Origin of the sequence: Synechococcus sp. PCC 6717 (assembly GCF_022698185.1) — a bacterium.
GTDB lineage: Bacteria > Cyanobacteriota > Cyanobacteriia > Thermosynechococcales > Thermosynechococcaceae > Thermosynechococcus > Thermosynechococcus lividus.
In genome coordinates, this window is sequence record NZ_JAKLTV010000031.1 from 1 (window position 1) to 24430 (window position 24430).

Genomic DNA, 24430 nt, shown 5'->3' on the forward strand with positions numbered 1-24430 from the left:
CTTCCGATCTCAAAGACCCCCTACTCACCTCAAGCATTTCTGCTATTGGGACTACGTTTATGTTTCGGTTTGTGGTTTCGCACTTTTCAACACTAGCCAATTCGATACGCTCAACATCCTGCCATTGCTTGCAGTGGTTTAGGCTTGCCGCCAAAGCGGTGGTGACTTACTTGCCGGGATTTCTCCGTACTAGGATGTTTCTTCGCGTAGTTGATACGCCTACTTTCCACGTCTCTAGTTTAACACATAGAGAGGGCTAAAGCCCCCTGAGTTGGCTGTATCCCCTCGCTAAAGCGGAGGGGTTTTAGCCCGCCCACATCACTCCTATAAGATTTAGTCTGATTGCCCATAATTGTTCTGGAAACCAAGCTCAGGGGGAATCCAAATCAGTTCGCGCTGATTGATGACGCGATTAGAACGGCTCAGTTCATTCGCAACATATGTCTGCGCTACTGGATGGGGGCGTTGCTGAATAGACGTATGATCTTCGGGTTTGAGTCTTTTGCCGCCCTCACCCTAGCCCTCTCCCAACGGAGAGGGAACAAGACTCTTAGCTCCCTTCTCCTTGGGGAGAAGGGTTGGGGATGAGGGTAATTCATAGCCACATTCAGCAACACCAGTTATTGCAACCCCGTGTAGTCATTCCGTCGCACTTTCGCACCGCCACATCTGATCCGAACAATTGCGATTTAACGGGCTTAGATGACTTTTTATCAGTAATGGAAGGCACCCCTGTGCGGTGGAGTGGCAGTAGCTCACTTGCAGCCTCAGCGGGGAATTTACCACACACAACAACGATTCAAATTCTCAGCGTGTAATACGTGTCATAAAGAAGGCCTGTCTTTCCCTTGAGATATGATTTGGACATAGAACCACGCCACGTCTTTCACAGGGAACAGGTTAACTTTCCCGGCCGAAATGCTGATGTTGAAATGATTCCGCAGCAATTAATTCTCCGTAATTTTTTAAGTTATCGTCAGGCAATGCTCCCCTTTCGGGGGTTACACCTTGCCTGTATTTGTGGTGCCAATGGGGCGGGCAAATCCTCTTTATTAGAGGCCATTGCTTGGGCACTGTGGGGGCAAAGTCGCGCCAGCCGTGAGGATGATGTCATCTACTACGGTGAAGTTGAAGCCTACGTTGATTTTGAGTTTACGGTGCAAGGCCAAGGCTATCGCGTTGTGCGGGTTCGCCGCCGTCAACAGGGTACTGTCCTAGAGCTTCAGGTACAAACAGCGGTGGGCTACAGTTCCCTGACCCAGCGATCGCTGCGAGCCACCCAAGAGAAAATTATTCAAATTCTGCGCCTTGACTATCCAACCTTTGTTAACTCTGCCTATCTGCGTCAAGGCCGTGCTGATGAATTTATGGCGAAGCGTCCCAGTGAGCGCAAGCAACTATTGGCTGCGCTGTTGGGCTTAGAGMAATACGAGCCATTAGCAGAGGCTGCCCGCGATCGCGCCCGGGAGTACAAAGCACAAATCACCCTGCTTGAACAACGCCTGAGCGCTGAGGCCACTCAATTGGCGGCGCAGGCTCACCTTCAGGTGCAACACCAACACTTAACAGCGCGCATTGCCCAGCAGCGGCAGCACTTGCATCAGCAGCAGCGGGTTCTGCAAGAGCAGCAGGCCGCCTACCATGCCCAACAACTCCGGCAGCAGGAGTACCATAATCTTGTGCAGCAGCAGCATACCCTTGCCACCACCATTGAGCACCTCGAACAACAGTGCAATGCCTTAATCCAGCAACGGCAGGCGATCGCCAACTTACTGGAGCGAGCAGCGGAACTTGAGGTAGCGGCGTGCCAATGGCAGGATCTCACAGCGCAAGAGAGTGCTCTACAACAGCGCTTTAGTGACTACCAACGGCTGCGCCACGAGCGCGATCGCCAGCAGGCAATTTTAGAGGCGCAGCGTCAGGACTTACTGCAGAGGCTGCACAAAGTGGATACCCAAATTCACCTGATCCAAGAACAGAGCCAGCACCTAGCCACCCTCATCGCCAAGGAGCCGGACATCCTCAGTGCCCTAGAGCAGCTCCAGCAGGCTCGTGCCCAGCTACAGGAACTAGAGGAACTGCAACAACAGGTCTTCCCCCTTCTGCGCGCCAAGCATCAGCTTGAGACCCAGCGGCAACAGCACTATGAGCATCTCAGGAGCCGCCGTGAGGAACTCCAGCAGCGATGGCACCACCTACAGGCGCAATTAAATCGCCAACCCGAGCTTGAGCAGGCGGTGTCGGTGATTACGGCGCAAATTGAGACCCTTGAAAAGAAACGCATCTATCAGGAGCACCTGCGGCAAAAGGGGCTTGAACGCCGTCAGTTTATGGAGCAATTGCAAGCACGCCAACGGGACTACGAGCGCCAAATTGGTCACCTTGATGAGTCCCTCGACCGTCTTGGCCAACCGGGAGCCGTCTGTCCCCTGTGTCAGCAACCCCTTGACGAGGAGCACTATCAGCAGGTGCTACGCCGCAATACCGCCGAAAAAGAAGACCTGCTCAATCAAGTGTGGGTTATTCGTGAGCAGCTAGCGGTCTCCGAGCGGGAAATTCAAGTCTTGCGCCGCGAGTATCTGGCGGTGGGGTATGAAGTCTCAGAACTCACGCAGTTATTTGAGCAGCGGGGGTACCTCCAACAGCAGATACAGTCCACCACTGATCTTGGCTCGCAACTCACTGCCCTAGCCACGGAACTGGAGGAACTCGATGCGCTCCTGCAAACAAATACATGGGGGCAGGAGAGCCTGCAGGAATTAGAAGAGATTGAGGCGCAGTTGGCCAGCTTGAACTACGACGAGAAAAATGTGGCGATCGCCCGCGCGCAGGTGGAACAATGGCGCTGGGCTGACGCTAAACAGCAGGAACTGCGTCACGCCAAACGGCAGTATCGTCAACTTCAGCAGCAACTCCCTCCCCTAGAAGCCCAGCAGCAACAGCTACAGCACGAGTTGGCAACCCTTCTGCACGACTCAGAGGCGGCGATCGCCCTGCGCACCCTAGATGAGCAACTTGCCGCCCTCGCCTATGATCCCAAGGCGCATGCTGAGCTACAAGCCGCCTTAAGGACATTGCAACCCCAGCTAGAGGCCTATCAAGAGCTACAGCGGGGGCGATCGCGCCTGCCCGAACTCGACCAAAAACAACAGGAACTAGAGCAAACCCTTGCCCTGCAAAGAGCCCAACGAGACAGTATTCAGCACCAACTGCAACAGCTAGCGCAATCCTGCACCGCCATGGCTGCCCAAGCCGCCACCCTTGAGCACCTCCAACAGCAGCTTACCCAGCAGCAGCACCACTTGGAAGCGGATTTGGCCGCTCACGGTAAACTAACAGCTGAGCTAGAACAACTGACGCGGCTGGCCAAGGAACACCAGCAGGGTCAGCAGCACCTTGAGCAACTGCGCCACCACTTCCGTGTGTACAGTGAACTGGCTCAGGCCATGGGGAAAAATGGCATTCCAGCCATGCTCATTGAAACGGTGCTGCCCCACCTTGAGGCGGAAACCAATGCCATCTTGGGGCGGCTCAGCAACCACCAACTGCATATCCAGTTTATTACCCAGCGCAGTCGTCAGCGGGGCAGTGGTGACCGTAAACCCATTGAAACCCTTGATATTCTGATCGCCGACTGCCAAGGCACCCGCCCCTACGAAAGCTATTCCGGCGGTGAAGCGTTTCGGATCAACTTTGCCCTACGACTGGCCTTAGCACGCCTGTTAGCACAACGCTCCGGTAGTGATGTCCAGTTTTTAATTATTGATGAAGGCTTCGGCACCCAAGATGCCCAAGGCTGCGAACGCCTCATTGCTGCCCTCAACGCGATCGCCCCTGAGTTTCAGTGTATTTTGGCCATTACCCACGTGCCCGCCCTCAAGGAAGCCTTTCAAACCCGCATTGAAGTGACCAAAGGCGATCAAGGGTCTCAGATCAGCGTTATTGCCTAGGCATCCCGGATGGCAAAGCGGCAGCAGCAAAGACCCCTAGCAGATACAATGCCGATACAATAAAAGGCATAAAATACCGGTGCTCCTGCTGCTATGACGCGATCGCACCCTGTCGCTGCCACACCTGACCTCCTCCACGACCTGCAAGCGGTGCTTGATGACCTAAATAACTATCAACATGACCTCACCTACGAGGCAGCAAAAACGGCCTTAGAACAACTGCTGGCGGATTGTAGCGCCACTGCCGGTGAAACCTCACCCCTTGCCGGAGCGATCGCCCAGTTAGAAGATATGCTGGACAAACTCCACTACGGTGTGGTGCACATTGCTGTCTTTGGCCTAGTGGGGCGCGGTAAATCATCGCTTCTCAATGCCCTGCTGGGAGAGCCGGTCTTTGCTACAGGCCCCATCCACGGCGTGACCCGACAGCAGGCAGCAGCACTGTGGCAGGTGTCTGACCCTGAAGGACACAGGCGATCGCCCATTCGCCTCATTGACACCCCCGGGCTGGATGAGGTCAACGGTGCCGAACGGGAAGCGCTAGCTCGGCAGGTGGCACAACAGGCGGATTTGATCCTCTTTGTGGTGGCCGGAGACCTGACGCGGCTGGAGTACGAGAGCCTCAGTCAACTGCGCGCCGCCAGTAAGCCCATGCTGTTGGTGTTTAACAAGGTGGATCAGTATCCAGAGGTTGATCGCCAAGCTATCTATGCCAAACTTCGCGATGAGCGAGTTAAAGCACTCCTCTCACCTGAGGAAATTGTAATGGTGGCGGCGGCGCCCCTAGTGCCCCACGTGCAGCAGGATGCCCAAGGCCGGGTGCAGGTGACCATGACGGTGGGCGCACCCCAGATTGAGCCTCTGAAAGTGAAAATTTTGGAGGTGTTGGCGCGCGAAGGTAAGGCGCTGATTGCCCTAAACTCGATGCTATTTGCCAACCAAGTCAGTCAGGAGTTAGCACACTATAAACTCACACTGCGGGAGCAGGAGGCTAACCAACTCATTTGGAAAGGGGCAGTGGCCAAGTCCTTGGCGATCGCCCTCAATCCGGTGACGGTGCTAGATATGGTCAGCAGTGCCGTCATTGACGTAACAACCATTCAACTGCTCTCACGCCTCTACGACATTGAGATGACAGAGGCGGGTGCCAAAGACCTGCTGCAAACCATTGCGTTGGCCATGGGCGGCATTAGTTTGGGGGATTTTGCGGCCAACCTTGGCCTCAGTGCTCTTAAGGGGACATTGGGGCTAGCGGCGCCCGTCAGCGGTGGGCTTGCCCTAGGGCCTTACCTTGCGGTGGCCATCACTCAAGCCAGTATTGCCGGGGTCTCATCCTATACGATGGGGCAAGTGGCGAAAACCTATTTTGCCAATGGCGCTGGTTGGGGAGGGGCAGGGCCGAAAACCGTCGTCCAGAAAATTTTAGGCCAACTCGATCAACGGCATCTCCTGAGCCGTCTCAAAAGCGAAATTCAGAGCCAACTGCGCCCGCCAGCTAGGGAAGAAGCTTTTTGACCGTTGCAATGAGTTGAGCGGGGTCAAAGGGCTTGGTAATGTAGGCATCGACCCCTTGCTTTTTTCCCCAGTGAATATCAAAGTCTTCGCTTTTCGTCGTGCACATAATCACTGGCACATTCTGCGAGGCTGGCTCCCCCTTCACCCAACGGCACAGTTCATAACCATTCATGCGGGGCATGACCACGTCGAGAATGATGAGATCCGGGCATTGCGCTTTGATTTTTTCTTGAGCTTCTAGGCCGTCCTCAGCTTCAATAACCTCGTAGCGTTGTTCCTTCATAATTTCGACAATCATTGCCCGGAGGGTAGGACTGTCATCAACAACCATGACTGTGGCCATAAAAGTTCTGCCTGATACCGCTAAGAAACGATACTGTGATTATGGATGAGGTGGAGCGTACATTATAATATTGCCCATGGTATAGCCTATCATTTCTTACCCTGTTTGCAAAAATTGGCGGCAGACACTACCGGTGACCCAAGAGGTCACAACGGGTAGGGCTGGAAGCCCCGTACTTCAGTGCGGGGAGGAAAGCTCCTTTAGCAACTTTAGTTGCCTTAGGTTATAATTATACTGCGGACACCAGAAACGGTTGTTCAAGGCACTGGTAACGGTCGATTGGGGGTGTTGTAAACCACCCCAGAGGCTCGCGGTTGGCTTGCTAACTGCAGGGCTACTGAAAGCTCCCTGCTTTAGCTGGGGGTAGTTTACTCTGTGGATTCTGTGGGGGCTGCAGATTCAGATTGGCGCTGCACTTGCTGCGCCGCCCGCTGGATTTGGTCTTTGTACTTTGCGGGTGCCAGCTCTACTGCTTTGGCATACAAGGGCGCGGCTTCAGCGGCTTTTCCTTGCTCGGTGAGGGTCATCGCCTGCGCCAGCACTGGGCGGAAATCTGCCGGATGTTCCTTGCTAAGGTTTTGGAACAGGGTCAGCGCCTCGCCAAATTGTTTTTGAGCAATGTAGATGTCCCCCAGCAATAGTTGTACCGAGGTCACATCCACGCTGCCGGGTTGGACTTGGTTGGCCTGCTCTGCGCCTTGGAGCGTCTCTTCAATCAGACCTAGGGCGGCTTGGGGGCGATTTTCTTGCAGATAGAGATCAACAAGGCCACGCAGGGCGTTGAGGTTGCCGGGTGCTTTCGCTAAAACTGCTTGGTAGGTTTGCGCTGCCCCTTCGCGATCTCCCGTTTGCTGCTGTGCCTGACCTAGCAGGATGGCATACTCACTTTGCTCAGGGCGCTGTGCCGCCAATTTTTTCAGGGGATCAATCACGCTCTTAATGCTGCCTTTCCCCAGTTGAATCAGTTGGAGCCGGGTCATCACTAAGCCTTCGAGTGCGGTGGGGTTATTGGGTTCGCGCTCTAAGACCAATTGATAGCCTTTTTCCTGAGCTTGCAGTTCGGCCACTTGGTCACTGGTGTTAGGACTGGCGACAGGGGTGGGAGTCTCTGCGGGTTTAGTAAAGGCACTGGTGAGCAAGGGCACCAAGGAAATGGCCACAAAGGGAATGATCCCCAAAATTAAAACCAGAAGCGTGACCCATTTTTTGCGCATAGGGAGTCCTTAGGAGCAGTGTGCCATTGAGGGGTACTGTCTGTACGATTCTAGCCCATGTCTATATGCCGATCTGTGCCAATTTTGGCAGCGGTGCACCCCTTGTTAAAATTTGAAGGATTCCTCTGAGCACCACAGCACCATGACTGATTTAACCCCCGAAACCATTAATTGTGCCGAAGCCTGTGTGAATGGCTGTGTCCTAGGCGATCGCTGCCCCAACCGCGAGTATAGCGCTGCTGCTAGTAAGTTTATGCACGATACCCCCCTTGACCAAATCCTGCAAATTGCCGCCGACAGTGTGGAAAAACGCTTTTTAGCGGCCTTGGAGCGCGATCGCCTGCGGCTATCAGATACGTCTCAAGACTAACACCGCCAGTGTGCCCTAGGGTGGTAGGGTGAGGGGCAACCCTAGTTTACTGCTATGTCTCGACTCCGCGCTCTTCAAGGCTACCTGCTGGTGCGGCTGCTGCTTGCACCCCTCATGCTCTGGACGATTGTGACCATCGTATTTCTATTGCTGCGAGCCACGCCGGGGGATCCCGTCGATGCGGTGTTGGGGCCGCGGGCACCGGCTGCGGTCAAGGAGGCGCTGCGGCAACAGTTAGGCTTAGCTCAGCCCCTGTGGCAACAGTATTTGACCTACCTTGGCCAATTGCTCCACTTCGATTTGGGCACCTCCCTCACTAGCCAAGGGGAGGCAGTGACGACAATTATTGCCAAGCACTTTCCAGCAACCGCAGAACTGGCGCTCTTTAGTTTGGCGATCGCCTTCGGGTTGGGGGTCATCATCGGTAGCGTCGCAGCCGTTAGAGCGGGATCCGCGTGGGATATAGGCGGGCGTTTGTTTGGCATTATTACCTACGCCTTACCCCTATTTTGGCTAGGGATGCTGTTGCAACTGCTATTTGCGGTAGAACTAGGCTGGTTACCCCTAGGCACGCGCTACCCCATTACCCTCTCCCCCCCCAATGGCCCCACCGGACTCTACACCCTCGATGCCCTGCTCAGCCTTAACCTGCCTCAATTTGGCGTTGCCCTCTACTACCTCACACTGCCGGCATTAACCTTGGGGATTGTCCTCAGTGGTATTTTTGAGCGCATTGTCCGCGTCAACCTCAAAGAAACCCTGCTTGCTGACTACGTTGAAGCAGCTCGCGCCCGCGGCATCCCCGAATCCCGAATTCTGGTTCACCATGCCCTAAAAAATGCCCTAATTCCCGTCATCACCGTTCTGGGGTTGACCCTAGCCAGCCTGTTGGGGGGGGCAGTGCTCACCGAAGTCACCTTTTCTTGGCCGGGACTGGGGAATCGCCTCTACGAAGCCATTGCCCTACGGGACTACCCAACTGTACAGGGAATTATTGTTTTCTTTGCGGTGATTGTTGTTGTTGCCAGTATTGTGATTGATATGATCAATGCGTGGGTAGATCCGCGCATTCATTATTAGCATTGCACCATCGCCCCGCCGTTGCCGATAATATAGTTACAAAACTTAAAACTGGGAGATGTTTCACTATGGTGTTAGCGGTTGGCACCCCTGCTCCGGCCTTTACTACCACAGATACAACGGGTAAGCCGGTCTCGTTGGCCGACTTTGCCGGTAAAACCGTTGTTCTCTACTTTTATCCCAAGGACGACACCCCGGGCTGCACCAAAGAAGCCTGTAGCTTCCGGGACAACTACGCGGCGTATCAGGAGAAAGGTATTGTTGTGTTGGGGGTCAGTGGTGATGACGAAGCCTCTCACCAAAAATTTACCGAAAAATTTAGTCTCCCCTTTCCCTTACTCGCCGATGTCAACAAGTCCATTATCAAAGCCTACGATGTTGATGGTGGGGGTTATGCCAAGCGGGTGACCTACGTCATTGATGGCAATGGCATTATTACCCACGTTTATACCAGTGTGAAAACGGACACCCATGCCACCGATATTTTGGCAGACTTAGGTCTTTGAGTTCATCCACAGGCGATCGCGCTACTGGCCTCGTGCGCTCATGGCATTCTTGTGCATAATGAAACGGTTGGCAACGCATCCTCGCCTGTGTATATTAAGCAGCTTGAACTCACGAATTTTAAGTCGTTTGGCGGCACAACGCTGATTCCGCTGTTACCGGGCTTTACCGTTGTTTCGGGGCCGAATGGATCGGGGAAGTCTAACCTTTTGGATGCCCTACTGTTTGCCTTGGGGCTGGCCGGTTCTAAGGGAATGCGGGCGGAGCGCTTGCCAGATTTAGTGAACCACAGCCAAACGCGCCGTGGTCACAGTGTTGTGGAAACCCGAGTGACGGTGACCTTTGCCCTTGAGGATACCGCTGAATGGCGGGTAACGCGGCGGTTGCGGGTAACAAAGCAGGGCACCTATACCTCGACCTATGCCATCAATGACCAACCCTGCACGCTCAATGAACTGCACGAGCAGTTACAGGCGTTTTGCATCTATCCCCAAGGGTATAACGTGGTGTTGCAGGGGGATGTGACTGGCATTATTTCGATGAATGCCAAAATGCGCCGCGAAATCATTGACGAATTAGCGGGGGTGGCAGATTTTGACCGCAAAATTGCCCAAGCGCGGGAAAAACTTGACACGGTGAAGGAGCGTGAGGAGCGCTTTCGGATTGTTGAACATGAACTCATTCAGCGGCGCGATCGCCTCGATCGAGATCGGATCCAAGCCCAAAAGTACCAAGCCCTGCGCCAAGAGCTACAGGAACGGGAACAGTGGCTTTTAGTACGGCAGTGGCAAGCCCACGCCCAGCAGAAAGCTCAACTGGCGGCACAACTCCAGCAGCTAAAACAGGAACAGATAACCCGCCAGCAGCAACTTGAGCAACAGCAGGCACAGATTGCTGCCGCCATCACTACCCTTGAGCAGCTCAATCAACAGGTCAAGGCGCTCGGCGAAGAGGAGTATCTGCGGGTGCAGGCTCACTTGGCGGATCTGCAAGCACAGCAGCGACAATGCCAGCGGCAGCAGCAGGACTTGCAACAGCAGCAACAGTCTATAGGGGAGCAGTTACAGGCTCAGCAGGCTCGACGCGAAGAGCAACTGGCACAGCAGCAGCAGCTAGGAGCGCAACTCGCCCAGCAGCAGACCCACGAGCGGCAAGCGTTGGTACAGGCGGCTGCTACCGCGGAGGAGACCCTCAACCAACTGCGCCGCGAAGCCCAAGACCTGAGTACTGCTGCCCAAGCTTGGTTTGCTGAGCATCGTCAACGGCGGCAACGCATTGATCAGATCATTCATGAGTTAGAACCCGGGCGCAGTGAACTTTCGCGTCTGCTGGAGCGATCGCACCAATTGAGCCGCCGCCAAGGAGACCTAGAGCAGGCGGCGATCGCCCTCAGAAGCCAGCACGAAGAATTGACGAGTGCACTGGCTAGGGCAACTACAGAGCTAACCACCAGTGAACAGCAGGTACAAACCCTTGCCCAGCAACTCGCCGCAGCTCAGCACCACCTGGCTCTAACGGAGGACACCTACCAACGCCTAGAGCGGGAGCAACGCCAAAAACAGCGGGAACTAGATCAACTGGATGCGCGTCGGCAGGCGGTGCAAGAAACCCAAGGCAGCTATGCCGCACGCCTGATTTTGAACGCGGACTTGCCCGGCGTGTTGGGCACCGTGGCTCAACTTGGCCAGGTGGCTCCCCCATACCAATTAGCCTTAGAGATTGCCGCCGGGGCGCGCCTTGGCAATATTGTTGTGGCGGATGACAGTGTGGCGGCAGCGGCGATCGCCATCCTCAAGCGGGAGCGGGCGGGTCGGGCAACCTTTTTACCTCTGAATAAAATAGCACGTCCCAAACCGCTTGCGCCCTTGTCTGTGGACGGTGCCCTTGACTACGCCCTGAACTTAGTGACCTTTGCTCCCGAGTATGCGCCGATTTTTGCCTACGTTTTTGGCACCACAGTGGTCTTTAATACCCTTGAAGCCGCTCGCCAGTATTTGGGGCAGTATCGCATGGTCACCCTCGACGGAGAGCTATTAGAACCCTCAGGAGCTATGACCGGTGGTAGCCACAGCCGCACTAGTACACTGCATTTTGGCCAGAGTAGCACCCCCCAAGAGTCAGCGGAAATGACACAGTTGCGCGATCGCCTCAGCGAAATCGAACGTTTACTCCATCGCTTACTGCAAGAGCGCAGCCAACAGCAAGCCGCTGTCAACGAATTGAGCCAAGCCCTTGCGGAGGCACGGCAAACCCACCGCGATCGCCAACGCCAGTGGCAGCACCTCCAACAGCAACAGCAGCAGCAGGCGCGCCAACAGCAGGAACTAGAGCGCCAACACCAGCAAGTCATCACGGATTTGCACATCAGCCAAGCCGAGCTGGCGGCACTGCAAACGCGGCTCCCTGAACTAGACGCAGAACTCGCGGCAGAGCGACTGGCACTGAGTGCCCTAGAGGCCAACCCAAGCCACCAGCACTGGCAACAACTGCAAAGCAAACTACAGGAGCAAGAGACGCAGTATGCCGCTGCTGTGGCCGCTCTTCAACAGTTTGATCAAGCCTTAGGGTACCTCCAACGTCAGCTTGAGCAGGTAGGGCGCGACCTGCAGCAAACCGACACCGACATTGACCGCCTCCGCCGCACTCAACAGGACACCCTCTGCCAACAGCAAATCCTTGATCAGACCCTTGCGGATTTAACCGCTCAAATTCAAGCGCAGCAGCAGACCCTCAGCCGCCTTGAAGATCAATTGGGAACCCTCAAAGGCGATCGCGATCGCCAAGACTATCAACTGCGACAGGCGCAGCAAGCCTACCAACAACTGGAATGGCAACAGCAAAAAGCTGCAGAAACCATCGCCACTCTTCAACGCCAGTACCGTGAACTAGAGACCATTGAACATCCCCCCTTGCCAGATCCGCTGCCAGAGGTTCCCGCTGAACTGACCCTCACAGATATTCAACAGCAGTGCCAAACCCTTGAAAAACGCCTGCGCAGCCTAGAGCCAGTGAATATGCTAGCCATTAGTGAATTTGAGGCAACCCAAGCCCGCCTGAACGAACTTCAGGAGAAGCTGGCCGTTCTTGAGGCCGAGCGCACCGAAATTCTGCTGCGCATTGAAAACTTTACCACCCTGCGCCATCAATCCTTCCGAGAGGCCTTTGAAGCAGTCAATGCCAACTTTCAGACGATTTTTGCCACCCTCTCTGACGGGGATGGGTACTTACAGCTCGAAAATGCCGAAGACCCCTTTGCCGGAGGGTTAAACCTTGTGGCGCACCCCAAAGGTAAACCGGTGCAGCGGTTGGCCTCGATGTCCGGGGGAGAAAAGTCGCTGACAGCGTTGAGTTTTATCTTTGCCCTGCAACGCTATCGCCCCTCACCCTTTTATGCCTTTGATGAAGTGGATATGTTCTTGGACGGAGCCAACGTAGAGCGACTGGCAAAAATGATTCAGCAGCAAAGTCAAGATGCTCAGTTTATCGTGGTTAGCCTCCGTCGTCCAATGATTGAGGCCGCACAGCGCACCATTGGGGTCACTCAAGCCCGGGGGCAACATACCCAAGTCATTGGTTTAGATCTGACGGCACACCGCCAAAGCTGACGCTGCAAGCATTCCTCTCAACACCTAATGAACCGATGACCACCAACATTGCCGAATTGGTGCGGGCACGCAACTATGCCCGGCAAGCGGCTGAGCGGGTCAATGGTGGTTTAACCCGCTATCGAGCCGATCAATCGATGCACGGTCCAGTGTTGCAGGCTCCCTACGTGCGCAATGCTGATGGCTCCTATACCTTCCGGGTGCTAGGCTATCGAGTAACTAATGGGGTGTCCGCCTCTACCCCATCACTGGAAACCATTGTGACTGTGGCAGCCGATGGGCGCACAACGGTAGACTACAATGGCCCCATCCGCAACTAAGCCGCTCCCTAAGACCAACGTGACGCTATTGGAGCACAGCGACGGAACTTGATAGATTAGCGTGGGACCCCTCTATCGATCTCCTTGATCTCATGCTCACTGTTCCGCGCACGATCTGCCTAGGGTTTTTAGCCGTCATTACGGTGGGTACGCTGTTGCTATGGCTACCGTGGTCCACCAGTAACGGCCAGTGGAACCCCTTTGTCATTGCTCTATTTACAGCCACGTCAGCGGTCTGCGTGACCGGCCACATCATTGTTGATACCCCGACGCATTTTTCGACCTTTGGTCATTTGATCATTTTGCTGCTCATTCAGGTGGGAGGCTTAGGGTATATGACCGCCACCACCTTTCTAATTATTTTGCTAGGACGGAAGTTTAATTTGCGGCAGAAAATAGCGGTACAACAGGCTCTTGACCGACGGGGCATTCAGGGGGCGCGGCAACTGGTGCGCTCAATTTTGGGGTTGGCCTTCCTCTTTGAAATTACCGGTACGTTGTTGCTCTGGTTCGTATTTCGCCAAGACTACGGAGATTTAAGGGGACTATGGCTAGCCGTCTTTCACAGTATCAGTGCTTGGAATAATGCCGGGTTTAGCCTTTTTAGCGATAGCCTAATGAGTTACCAAACCTCAGTGCCGCTCAATTTTGTCATTTCTGCTCTGATTATTTTGGGTGGCATTGGCTATGAAGTGATTTTTGAATTTTACCTGTGGCTGACCGACTGTTTACGGCACTGGGGGCGACCTCGCTACTTAGTGCGCAAGGCTCGCCAAATGACCTTTAGTCTCAATTTCAAGATTGTAACCAGTACGACGGGAGTACTGTTGATTTTAGGAACAGTCATGCTCTTGCTAACGGAGTTTCGGTCACCAGAAGCGTTTGGTCAGTTTTCCCTTGATCAAAAGCTACTCCTTGCGTGGTTTCAGTCGGTAACTGCTCGCACCGCAGGCTTTAACACCGTTGACATTGGCAGCTTTAGAAACAGCGGCCTCTTTATCATGATTGCCTTAATGTTTATTGGCGGTAGTCCTGGCGGTACGGCAGGGGGCATTAAAACAACGACGTTCCGTATTCTTGCTGGGATTACCAAATCAACGCTCCAAGGTAAGGATGTGGTGCTGCTCTATCGCCGCCAAGTGCCCCCCACCCTGATTATGAAAGCTGTGGCAGTGACCGTTGGCTCGATGTTTACGGTGCTGATTTCAACCACCTTGATTGCGATCGCCGACCCGGAGATCAACTTTATTAACATCCTTTTTGAAACGGTCTCCGCCTTTGCAACCGTTGGCCTTTCTACCGGTATTACGAGTGGGTTGACGGTGTTTTCTAAATTTGTGTTAGTGGTAACGATGTTTGCTGGACGGGTGGGCATTCTGCTGCTGATGGCCGCCATCATGGGTGATCCGCGCCCGTCTAATATTCAGTACCCTGAGGAGAACCTGCTGGTGGGCTAGGGGGCAGCGTACTCAGCAATAGCCGCTGCCATTTCTTGGGTGCCGACGGGAGTTTGGCCGGGAGGGGCTAAATCGTAGGTCACCGATTTCTGCTCACCGATAACTTTTTCCACAGCAGCTTGCAGGCGGTGGGCGGCCTCCATTTCCCCAAGGTGTTGGAGCATCAGAACCCCCGATAAAATCAGGGCGGTGGGGTTGGCTTTATTTTGCCCAGCATACTTGGGAGCAGAGCCATGGATGGCTTCAAACACCGCATACTCATCGCCAATGTTGGCACCGGGGGCAACCCCAAGGCCACCAATCATCCCTGCGCACAAATCTGAAAGAATATCGCCGTAGAGATTGGGCATCACCATGACATCGTAGAGTTCCGGCTTTTGCATGAGTTGCATGCACATGTTGTCAACAATGCGGTCTTCAAACTCAATGGCTGGATAGTGGGGGGCAATCTGCCGCGCCCGCTCCAGAAACAGGCCATCAGTAAATTTCATGATATTAGCCTTGTGTACGGCGGTCACTTTTTTGCGATGGTTGGCTTGGGCGTACTTAAAGGCAAACTCAATGATACGATCGCTCCCGCCAACCGAGATCGGCTTCACGCCAATGGCTGCATCGTCACGGATGGGCTTGCCGGCCAGTTCACTTAAAAAGGCACGGGCTTTGGCGGCTTCTGGGCTGGTGTAGTCAAACTCAATCCCGGCGTAGAGATCTTCAGTGTTTTCGCGGACAATCACCAGATCAATGTTTTGGAAGTAGCTTTTGACCCCCCTAATGGATTTGGCGGGACGGAGGTTAGCATAGAGGTTTAACCGCTTGCGAATTTCCACATTCACAGAGCGAAAGCCGGTGCCCACTGGGGTCGTAATTGGACCTTTGATGGCGGTTTTKGTAGTCTTGATGGCATCGATCACCTCATCGGGCAAGGGAGTACCGTAGCGCTCCATCATCTCCACCCCGGCATCCACGACTAACCAGTCAATTTTCACACCCGTTGCGTCAATGGCTGTACGAGTGGCCTCGGCAACTTCAGGACCAATACCATCACCACGGATGAGGGTTACAGAATGGGACACGGACGGTTTCTCCCTAACGGTTGTAAGATCAAGTAAACTGGCGATCGCACGAGGATAGGTCGCTCAGATCACACTAGAGCGTAGCATACCCTTCCAGAAACCGTGAAGTAGCTTTGGAATTCATTGGCTGGTGATACTTGACCACAACTGTCGCCAGTATTCCCAGAGTCGCTCTGGGCCAATCCCAAACACGAGTTGCAGCAATAAGACCACAGCGGCAATTTTCAGGGCTGTGCCTAGGGTCAGTTTCATCACCCCCACTAGCCAGCGCAGCACGAACCATGTAATGGCGATCGCCCCCACGGTGATGAGAAGTTCGGTGCCTGTCATCTAGCGCCGTAGGAGGATGTCTTGCCCATGGGTATCAGTGCCGCAGGTTTCGAGTAACTGGTGCTCTACGGCAATTTGGTGGAAAATGGCTGTGGTCTCTGGGGTTGATTCCCACGGATCGGGGTTGCCGTAGCAGTAATAGGTTTCAATGCCATCAATGCCACGGGCAATGGCGGCAGGAATGAGTTGCTCAGCAGGGAGCCGATAGCGGGCGGGGTGTGCCAAAATTGCTAAGCCACCCGCCTCGTGCAGGGCAGCAATCACCCGCTCTGCCCGTGCCAACTCCCCTTGGGGGGCAGACCCCATGGCGTAGAGGTGGAGAACAGGTGCGTTAGGATCAAAGCCATAGCCAAGGATGTGGACTTCAGTGTCAAGGAGTTGGGCGGTGATTTCAATGCCGGTGAACACTTGGGGGCGATCGCTCCCTGGGTAGGCTTCAATGTAGGTTCGGGCTTGGAAATAGCCCTCGAGGGCGTGGTGATCCGTAATGGCAAACCCTTTTAGACCGTGAATCATTGCCTGCTGCGCCACTTGCTGTGGGGTGAGCTGACCATCGGAATAAATGGTGTGGAGATGAAAGTTGTAGTGGTAGGGGCAACTGGTTGCCGTCAATGTCTGAAACAGACCGCGGAGGGCTTCAGCCTGCGTCACCATCAGTGCAGCAAGGGTCATGGACATTACCAAACATTACGCCTTTACTTCTCCAATATAAACTTTCCTTAAGGAATCGGGGATAAGCATTCCTAATACGGGTGATCATGGCGGCAACGGCACTTGCTAGGCTAAGGCTAGTACATGCAATTGGTGAGGAACAGATCCATGAGCTTGCTTGGCAATCTGATCTGGCTAATCTTTGGGGGGCTATTTACTGGCATTGGCTATATGATTGGGGGTCTGAGCCTTTGTCTAACCATTATTGGGATTCCCTTTGGCCTGAAAGCCATTCAACTGGGCTGGAGTACCCTGCTCCCCTTTGGCAAAGAGATTGTGGAATTGCCCAGTGCCAATAGTACCCTAACCATGATCTTTAATATTCTCTGGTTACTTATTATTGGTTGGGGGATTGCCCTCAACCATTTGATCTGGGGCGTGATCTTAGCAATTACCGTGATTGGTCTGCCCTTTGCCCAGCAGCACTTCAAGCTGATGATTTTGGGCTTACTTCCCTTTGGCAGGGAACTCAAGTAGGCTGTGCCTAGGAATGTTGTTCGTCGCTGGGTTGCTTTTGCTGGCGCAGCCATAGTCCTTCGTCTAAGCTGTCTTTAGCAATCACCACATACTCACTGCCTTGGCGATCGATAATGAGGACATCTTGCCGGTACTGGGGGATAACGGTTGCCCACGGTGGTAGCACGGCAGGCACCGTCAAACGGTTACGCGCTGCATCTAAAACGCTGACTTGGCCAATGCCAGCTCCGCTGGGCGGAATTTGAGCAGAGCTGACATGCCCTTGACACCCCAACAGGCGATCGCCACTGGCATCCTCGCTAAACTGGGCAAAAATCCGTCCCAATGGCCGGGAGCAGAGACTACCAAGACCGAGGGAACCCCCAATCGCCACGATGGCAATGAGTGCCCCCCACCCCCCCATCGGCCAGCCGCCACTGACCAGATAGAACAGCACATTCAATAACCACCCCAGAACCCCAAGAAGGCTAAAGTCTAGGGCGAGTAGCAAAATCAGAGGTGCTCTGCCCACGCCTAGCCAGTGCAGCAGGGTCAACAGGGACATGCCCTCTTCACCATCGATGTCCACCTCAAGGGCATCAGCATCGGTATCCACCTCTGCGTCTTCGTCGCCAATATCCCCAACAATGACGGTCAAAAAGAGTAAAATCCCCATCCCCAACACAATCCAGTACGGTAAGTGAACCAGATGGAACAGCATTCGAGTTAGTACATAAATGGATTATCGGGTTCTGGAATAGGGGTAATGGTGGTTGCCACCAGTACCAGTTGCCGTCGCTCTCCTAGGGTTTCCGTCGCCATTTGCCCTTCAACGCGGAACCATTGGTCTTGGGGATAGGCTTGGCGGGGTTGCGGCAGTTTAACAGGTAAGCCCACCGGGTAAGCATCGGCAGCGCAGCAGGTGATCACAAATCGCGTCAGTGTCAGGTAATTGTCTGGAAGTTGGCGACTGTGAACCGCAAAGCCATCAATCTTAGCCGGTAAGCCTGCGTAGGCATCCGGTTCAGGATAGACATCGAGGGTGCGAACCCAATCAATGAGGGTGCGATCCTCCGGTCGTTGGTTAAGGCGAAAGGTGGCGGGGCTATTGCGGGTAACGGTTAACCCTTCGTCAAGGCCACGGTGAATTGCGGTATCGCTGTTAAAGGGACGGGGGGTAATGAGCAAACTAATGACCGCTGCCACAATTAAGATGGCAAGTGTCCAGGCCGGTGGCAACAGGGTAACGTGCTGCATCGGCGCAGTGGCACCTCGCCACAGCCGCCAGCTTTGCCAACCACTCACTGCAAGCAACAGAAACCCAGCGGCGATCGCCAAGGCAAAGTAATTAGGGTGAATGAGTAGCCCCAGCTGCCCCTGTAGCCAATAGCTGAGAAAGACCATTGCCCATAGGAAAAGCGCCAAGACCGTCAACCACTCCTGCATCAGCCAGCGACGGCGGGCAATCAGGCGTTGGGCGCGACTGGAATAGCGACTTGATGACGCAGAAAACATGAGGCGGTGGGGAATTCACCTTTCGCTAAACATTCTAGGGGGAATGTTGCCACTCTGGGGTCAACTCCCGAAAGTTAAACAGTGTGGCCTTGGGATGACACTGGCTGCAACTGCCAAAGGTCACGGGTTCTGGTAACTCCACCCGGGGATGCAAAATTCTAAAAAACGGCGATCGCCCCACCCGGAAAGGGATCTGAGCATCAGCACCTAAGGCGCGGGAGTAGGTGCGCAGATAGTTCCACAGGGGGATCATTTCCGGACGGGGAATGGGAGGTAAGGTTGCCCCATAGTGATTGGTATCTTGGATTAAGACCTGCCAAGCCTCAGCAGGCATGGTTTCTGGGGGGAGAGCCAAGTGACAGGTACCGCAGCGCCGCAGATAAATTTGCGCCCCTAGCTGGGCGTTGAGGGGTAACACATCCACAGTGCCACTAAAATCAGGAGCAGCGATCGCCCCTAGCCCCATCCCTACAAGAGCGCACAGCCCTAGTACCGCTAGCCCCAGCCAAAGCCGCCACGCCTTTTGGCGCATCTTGAATGGCTTAATCTTGAATATACTCAATGCCCGCGTCCAAACAGAACTGTGCCCGCATTAGCTCGCGGCCAAGGTAAGCCGCATGGTCAAACATTGTGACGAACTTTCGCTCTTTTTCAAAGAGTTCAATGCACAACTCCTTTGCCGTACGACCGCTGAGAACCACATCCGGTTCCCGCAGTACCTTCCCCTTAGTGGGGATAGGTTCCCCCGTCTGTGGATCAACGGCTAAGCCTTTTTCATTGATGGCATTGGGGTAGTGCTTCATCCAGATACGTTGCTGCTCGTGATCAATGTAGATGATGAAGTAACCCGCTGGATCAAGGTGGATAAACCGCTGCGAAAGTTTGTTGTCCAAGGCATCCCGTTCCGCTTTACTCAAGACCACTGCGTCCTCTAGCCGATCCAACCTCTATTTTACGGGGTTGCTGCATCTGTACGCGACAATAGCTTTACCGTATTGTAAGAGCAATCCTTTGCCCCTTACTTTTTTGTTTTTGTAAGGAGAGCCGCCCATCCTGCCACTGGTGTTGTCCCATGGCTTACAAACCACATCATTTCATCCTTGAGAATAAATATACTCAATTACTGGTGACGCAAATTTTGCTTTTGGTTCTGCCGACGCTGGTCGATGGTGAAAGTGCATCGATGTTGACCTATATTGCCCTTGTGTCTCTGGCGGTGGCTCTTACCCTACGCACATTTGAGGTTCAGGTACGGACGTTAGTGTTCTTTCTGCTGATGACCATTGCGGTCGGCTTGGTGGAAGTGGTTCTGGTTCTGCTGGATGCCGACTATCGGCGTATCTCTCTAGTGCTCAATGGGTTTCATTTGGGAATCACAGCCATGGCTGTTGTGTTGATTTTACGAAGAATTTTCAGAGCCAATGTGATTACTGGTGACTCGATTCGGGGGGGGATTTGTGTTTATTTTTTGGTGGGCTATTCGTTCTTTTTTATCTATCGGATGTTGCTCGATTATTACCCTCACAGCTTTTCCAAGCCTGCGCATTTAGATGGTTTATTTAGTTTGTTGTACTTTAGCTTTACAACCCTCACGAGTGTAGGGTATGGGGATATTACACCAACGACTCCCTTTGGGATGGCGATCGCCAACCTAGAGGCGATTTTTGGTCAGATGTACTCGGCTATTGTCATGGCGCGCTTGGTGAGTCAATATCTCAATAGTCGCTCTGGGAACATGGGCTAACCACCGCTATAAAACAACTATGACGAGTACTCCTACACCATCACCCCCCTCCGTTGGCCTGCTCCTTGTGGAAGGGGAGGAGGTGGTGCGACTAGGGCTGACGGTGGGAATTCGCCAGCAGCTTGGGGTTGAACCCTTGGTGTTTACCAATGGCAATGATCTGATCACCTACCTTGGGACAGCGCCTCTGGAGAGCGATCGCCAGCCGTGGTTACTCCTATGCGATGCCCAAACCACCGTGAATGATGCAGTAACGCCATGGCTATGGCAGTGGATCAAACGCCATTATCCAAACCTACGGGTCATTCTGACGGTGCGTCCAGCGGCTCTGGAATTGGTGCAACCCGCCCAACAGGCTGGCGTGGAAGGCATCTACCCCCGCCAGATTGCCCTAAGTGAACTGGTGGCAGGAATAGTAGCCATTGCCCAAGGAGAGATCATCCATACCCTGACCCCCCCAGACCCGCCGCTGAAAGCATTGTTTCCTAACCCCTTCAATCGCTGGCGGTACCAATTGCTACAGGAGGGGTTAATGGAAATGGACACATGGCTCAGAGCACTGGATCAGCACTTGGGTCAGGCTAGCCTTAGTTCCCTTGAGCGCCTCATATGCGAAGGGCGACACCGTGAAATTCGTGCCGCTCGCTGGTTAGTTGCCCGCTTTTTACCCCAGCCCAGCGCTCCACCACCGCCCGTGCACCTCAATCTGCCGCAGCCAACGGTGGAATTACGAGCTACACTCGTTGACCGCTGTCTAGAGCGAGCCAAGTCAGACTTGCTTAACTTTACCAGCCGCCCCCTCGAACTAGATGTGCTCAGGGTGCCACAACGGCGGGAGTTACTCTATACCGTTCTGCAGCAATGGGATGCGTTCGTGCGGACGCTGCAAGCAACATCCCCGAATCAAGACTTTTTGCAGCACCGGCGCGATCGCCTGCTACGGGATCTGTGGGAGCAGAGCCTACGGGAATTTTTTAGCCCCTACCGTTACCTAGATCTTGGGGGCGATCGCGATCTCATTGACACCTTATTAGCCGATGCCGATGTTGTAGTAGATGTCTTTCTCACGCCGCTGCCCTTAGTACCGGAGTTTCTGGCGCATCTGCTGTGGCAGCATCCCCTCAATATCAATCAGCACACCTACCGCTACGGCACTCCAGAGGCCTTGGACATTCTTGATGTCCTTCTGGATCATTGGCTGCTTACCCTTGCTAATGCTATCGTTTACCCCTTGCTGAATCGCTTGTGCTACAGCGCACCCATCCAGCAAACCTTTTTTAGTGCTCAGTACATTTCTAGCCGCGAAATGGAACGCTTCCGTAACACCCTCTCTTGGCACTACCGGTGGCAGCGGTGGGTCAAAGAACCCCAAAATATTTTTGAAAGCCGGCTGGTGCTGCTGCGCCTGAGCGATCGCGGCATTCAGGAATTTACCCTCACCCTCCCACGGCAACAGGAACTGCTACAACTCGAAGGCATTCCCTACGCCCTCACCCTTGCCCTAGAAACCCGGGATGCCCTTGCGCCACCAGTGCGTGCTGTGGTCGCTTGGGTGGGCAAAGGGGTCATTTACCTACTGACCCAAGTCATTGGCCGCGGGCTAGGACTGATTGGCCGGGGGATTTTGCAAGGCATTGGCCAGTCCGTCAGCAGTAGCTGGAGCACCTCCGAAACAAAGAAACCCCCCTCAGCTTAAAGAAAGTAACAGCAAAACTTAAACCGTGCTTAACCCTGACATAACCTCAATGTTTGTACAGTAAAACCAGACTAGAAGTGCCCTATCTCATAATTCCTACAGAGTTATGCTGGGTGTTACTCTAGAACCACGCTGAATTACCTCGATCGAAGAGCGACCTAAACCTTGAGGGTCTAAAGGTGGAGTGCTACACTCGTGGTAATGAGTTTTGCTAGGGCAGAGATCAAAAGTTCGTATTGAACCCACCTCTGCACCGTGCATAAGTCCCGTTGATGTCTTAGTACTATAGATGGTGACTGGAGTTAAGGCTTTGTCTTGGTTGGGAGCCTGTCCTCTGGCCAAGTCAAGTTCATTGAGGAGTGAAGGGAGTAAAACGTATGTCTCGTATTGTTTTAGGCTTGGCCTTGGCCTCGCCGATTTTCGTATTGGGAACGCTTACCAGTGCAGCCACCGCTGCCGATAGCTCTTTGACGACTATCAGCGCCACAGAGTTTCAAGTCTCCACCCCTGGGGCGCAACCCCTAACAACCTTGTCCACAACCCCTGAGCTAATTGCCCAAAATCGGCGTACGGCGGCTCCCATGCCCTCGGTAGCAGAACTAGAATCCGGGTCGGTTATGCCCCCTGCCGCGTCCCAGCCACAGGAGCGGAGCTTGGGTATCCAGCGCAACTTACCCCAAGTGACCTCGGTTAACCAACTTTCAGATGTACGCCCGACCGACTGGGCCTACCAAGCCTTAGCCTCCTTGGTTGAAAAATATGGCTGTATTGCAGGCTATCCAGACGGCACCTTCCGTGGGAACCGCGCCGCCACCCGTTATGAACTAGCGGCTGCCTTAAACGCTTGCTTGGATGTAATCAGCGATCGCTTTGCCACCAAAGAAGACTTGGCCACCCTGCAAAAACTGATGCAGGAATTTGCCAACGAACTGGCACTTGTGAAAGGTCGGGTCACCAACCTAGAAGGCCGGGTTGCCAACCTAGAAGCCACTCAGTTTGCCACCATAACCAAACTGAGCGCCACTGTCATCTTCAACGTGTCGGATGTGCTGACGAATGACCGTGCCGTAGCCCCCGGACTGATTAACCCCGGGCTAACCGTTGACGACAACCCTGTTGTTAACCAACGAACCCGTATTAACTTTGATACGAGCTTTTACGGCAAAGACCGCCTGCGCCTGCGTTTGCAGTCAGCAAACATTGTGAGCTATGCGGGTTTGACTGGCACGAACATGGGGCGGTTAGGATATGACGGCACCTCAGCTAATGCCTTTACCCTACAAAAAGGGTTTTACAGCTTCCCTGTAGCGACTCGTGGCTTCATGGTGCTGGACTTTGTGGGGGGTGAGTTTAACGACAACGTATTCACCTTTAACCCGCTACTGCAATCCAGCGATACGGGTGCGCTGTCTCGCTTTGGTCGCTTTAACCCCATCTATCGCGCAGGAAATGCCGCGGCCGCAGCGGGGGTTACCTTTAAGTATGATGTCCTGCAAAACAAAGAGCGGGGAACTGGGGTGACCCTAAACGTGGGGTATCTTGCCCCCACCTCTGGTAATCCTTTCCGCAATGCCCGCAATCCTCTAGGTTTCAATAACGCGGTAGGGAATACCAACGGTTTCTTTAATGGTGCCTATGCCGCGCTGGCACAAGTGGATGTGCGCCCGGTCAAAAATGTGGCTCTTGGCTTAACCTATGTGCGCTCTTTTGGTCTTGATCCCTTTGGCGGTACCGGCAGCACAGGGAACTTCTCAGCAGCTAACCCAACCCGTATTGGCTTTGCCAACAGCACAGCAGACACGTTAGGGTTCCAGTTTACCTATCGCCCGATTCAGAAGTTTAACATTGCTGGTTGGGTCGGCTATTCGAGTGTGAATGGTGTACAAAACAACTTTGACTATCCGACTCGTGCCAACAGCGCTGAGGTGCTGAACTGGGCGGTTACGCTTGCTTCTCCAGATCTATGGAATAAAGGGGATGTGTTGGGCTTTATCTTTGGTCAGCCACCGCAAACGATTAGCCTGAGCAACACCTTCGTCGCTAATTTGCCTGGGCCTTTACCGGCAACGCCAGTGAGTCGTACGGCGTTCAACTCGTTCCACTTAGAAGGATTCTACCGGTTTGCAGTGATGCCGAATATCTCGATTACTCCCGGTATCATTGCCATTATTAACCCCAATAGTAACTCCAACAACGATCCTATTGTTGTCGGGGCAGTGCGAACCACCTTTAGTTTCTAGACACAGAGGGATAGCTTGGTAGCCCCGTACTAAAGTACGGGGAGGAAAAGCTACCTAGCAACTTTAGTTGCTCTGTGCTAATCTATACTTAATCGCCATCCTTGGTGAAAAACCCAATCGGCGACAGTTGTTACAAGTAAGCAGAACTTTGGGGCTTTGCCTCAAGGAACTGTGTAGGGGCGGTTTGCTCCCGCCTTTWCGAGTTCGTTTGTGGACTGCGTAAGAATCCYCCGACTTTAGTCGGTGGGAGTGTCAATCAGGCCTGCCCGTTCATGCAGACGGGGATCTGCGACTTGGAAGGTAAAAA

At 53.8% G+C, this 24430-nt stretch carries 22 protein-coding genes; 13 read left to right on the top strand and 9 right to left on the bottom strand.

The window, feature by feature from the left end; genetic code table 11:
• Positions 1–584: 584 nt before the first annotated feature.
• The 3 genes from L5470_RS11370 (at position 585) to L5470_RS11380 (ending at position 5465) form a co-directional block, all read left to right on the top strand.
• Positions 585–818, top strand: coding sequence for a hypothetical protein (locus tag L5470_RS11370; RefSeq protein ID WP_499500039.1), 234 nt, complete (start codon positions 585–587; stop codon positions 816–818).
• 114 nt (positions 819–932) lie between these two features.
• Positions 933–3950 (top strand): AAA family ATPase, encoded by a 3018-nt coding sequence (locus L5470_RS11375; RefSeq protein WP_499500040.1) that lies wholly within the window; start codon positions 933–935, stop codon positions 3948–3950.
• Between the two features lie 93 nt (positions 3951–4043).
• Positions 4044–5465, top strand: coding sequence for a DUF697 domain-containing protein (locus tag L5470_RS11380; RefSeq protein WP_099798164.1), 1422 nt, complete (start codon positions 4044–4046; stop codon positions 5463–5465).
• Here the strand turns inward: L5470_RS11380 and L5470_RS11385 are convergent.
• On the bottom strand, positions 5446–5808 hold the full coding sequence (locus L5470_RS11385) for a response regulator transcription factor (RefSeq protein ID WP_099798163.1): 363 nt from the start codon (positions 5806–5808) through the stop codon (positions 5446–5448). The genes L5470_RS11380 and L5470_RS11385 overlap by 20 nt on opposite strands.
• A gap of 368 nt (positions 5809–6176) precedes the next feature.
• Entirely contained in the window at positions 6177–7022 is an 846-nt protein-coding gene (locus tag L5470_RS11390) for a tetratricopeptide repeat protein (protein WP_099799065.1), read from the bottom strand.
• A gap of 142 nt (positions 7023–7164) precedes the next feature.
• On the opposite strand from L5470_RS11390, the gene L5470_RS11395 reads away from it, so the two are divergent.
• From L5470_RS11395 to L5470_RS11420, 6 genes are all read left to right on the top strand, one after another.
• Positions 7165–7392: a hypothetical protein gene (locus L5470_RS11395; protein WP_099799064.1), complete on the top strand. Its 228-nt coding sequence runs from the start codon at positions 7165–7167 to the stop codon at positions 7390–7392.
• Between the two features lie 54 nt (positions 7393–7446).
• On the top strand, positions 7447–8472 hold the full coding sequence (locus L5470_RS11400; RefSeq protein ID WP_499500041.1) for an ABC transporter permease: 1026 nt from the start codon (positions 7447–7449) through the stop codon (positions 8470–8472).
• Between the two features lie 68 nt (positions 8473–8540).
• Positions 8541–8978 (top strand): peroxiredoxin, encoded by a 438-nt coding sequence (locus tag L5470_RS11405; RefSeq protein WP_099799063.1) that lies wholly within the window; start codon positions 8541–8543, stop codon positions 8976–8978.
• 87 nt (positions 8979–9065) lie between these two features.
• Positions 9066–12581, top strand: coding sequence for a chromosome segregation protein SMC (gene smc, locus L5470_RS11410; RefSeq protein ID WP_499500042.1), 3516 nt, complete (start codon positions 9066–9068; stop codon positions 12579–12581).
• A gap of 35 nt (positions 12582–12616) precedes the next feature.
• Positions 12617–12901 carry a hypothetical protein gene (locus L5470_RS11415; protein WP_499500043.1) on the top strand — a complete coding sequence of 95 codons (285 nt, stop codon included), beginning with the start codon at positions 12617–12619 and terminating at the stop codon, positions 12899–12901.
• Between the two features lie 92 nt (positions 12902–12993).
• Complete coding sequence (locus L5470_RS11420; protein WP_499500044.1) at positions 12994–14358, top strand: TrkH family potassium uptake protein; 1365 nt, start codon at positions 12994–12996, stop codon at positions 14356–14358.
• Here L5470_RS11420 and L5470_RS11425 read toward each other — a convergent pair.
• The 3 genes from L5470_RS11425 to L5470_RS11435 form a co-directional block, all read right to left on the bottom strand.
• Positions 14355–15431, bottom strand: coding sequence for an isocitrate/isopropylmalate dehydrogenase family protein (locus L5470_RS11425; protein WP_499500045.1), 1077 nt, complete (start codon positions 15429–15431; stop codon positions 14355–14357). The two genes, L5470_RS11420 and L5470_RS11425, sit on opposite strands and share 4 nt — an antisense overlap.
• A gap of 120 nt (positions 15432–15551) precedes the next feature.
• Complete coding sequence (locus L5470_RS11430) at positions 15552–15761, bottom strand: hypothetical protein (protein ID WP_099799061.1); 210 nt, start codon at positions 15759–15761, stop codon at positions 15552–15554.
• A complete protein-coding gene (locus L5470_RS11435) occupies positions 15762–16433 on the bottom strand; it encodes a PHP domain-containing protein (RefSeq protein ID WP_499500046.1) in 672 nt (223 codons plus the stop codon).
• Positions 16434–16580: 147 nt separating this feature from the next.
• Between L5470_RS11435 and L5470_RS11440 the strand changes: the two genes are divergently transcribed.
• Complete coding sequence (locus tag L5470_RS11440; protein ID WP_448515370.1) at positions 16581–16949, top strand: YccF domain-containing protein; 369 nt, start codon at positions 16581–16583, stop codon at positions 16947–16949.
• Positions 16950–16956: 7 nt separating this feature from the next.
• On the opposite strand, the gene L5470_RS11445 is transcribed toward L5470_RS11440, so the two are convergent.
• The 4 genes from L5470_RS11445 to L5470_RS11460 are packed head-to-tail and all read right to left on the bottom strand — an operon-like array spanning position 16957 to position 19366.
• Positions 16957–17649, bottom strand: coding sequence for a DUF1449 domain-containing protein (locus tag L5470_RS11445; protein WP_499500047.1), 693 nt, complete (start codon positions 17647–17649; stop codon positions 16957–16959).
• Positions 17650–17654: 5 nt separating this feature from the next.
• Entirely contained in the window at positions 17655–18443 is a 789-nt protein-coding gene (locus L5470_RS11450) for a TIGR03943 family putative permease subunit (protein ID WP_499500048.1), read from the bottom strand.
• Positions 18444–18477: 34 nt separating this feature from the next.
• On the bottom strand, positions 18478–18975 hold the full coding sequence (locus tag L5470_RS11455) for a cytochrome C (protein WP_499500049.1): 498 nt from the start codon (positions 18973–18975) through the stop codon (positions 18478–18480).
• A 10-nt stretch (positions 18976–18985) separates the two neighbouring features.
• Positions 18986–19366 (bottom strand): DUF4346 domain-containing protein, encoded by a 381-nt coding sequence (locus L5470_RS11460; protein ID WP_499500050.1) that lies wholly within the window; start codon positions 19364–19366, stop codon positions 18986–18988.
• A 149-nt stretch (positions 19367–19515) separates the two neighbouring features.
• Between L5470_RS11460 and L5470_RS11465 the strand changes: the two genes are divergently transcribed.
• The 3 genes from L5470_RS11465 to L5470_RS11475 all read left to right on the top strand — a co-directional run bounded on the left by L5470_RS11465 (position 19516) and on the right by L5470_RS11475 (position 24123).
• Positions 19516–20187, top strand: a complete 672-nt coding sequence (locus L5470_RS11465) for a potassium channel family protein (protein WP_499500051.1) — start codon at positions 19516–19518, stop codon at positions 20185–20187.
• Positions 20188–20206: 19 nt separating this feature from the next.
• Positions 20207–21883 carry a DUF3685 domain-containing protein gene (locus tag L5470_RS11470; RefSeq protein WP_499500052.1) on the top strand — a complete coding sequence of 559 codons (1677 nt, stop codon included), beginning with the start codon at positions 20207–20209 and terminating at the stop codon, positions 21881–21883.
• A gap of 377 nt (positions 21884–22260) precedes the next feature.
• A complete protein-coding gene (locus L5470_RS11475; protein ID WP_499500053.1) occupies positions 22261–24123 on the top strand; it encodes an iron uptake porin in 1863 nt (620 codons plus the stop codon).
• The last annotated feature ends 307 nt before the right edge of the window (positions 24124–24430 follow it).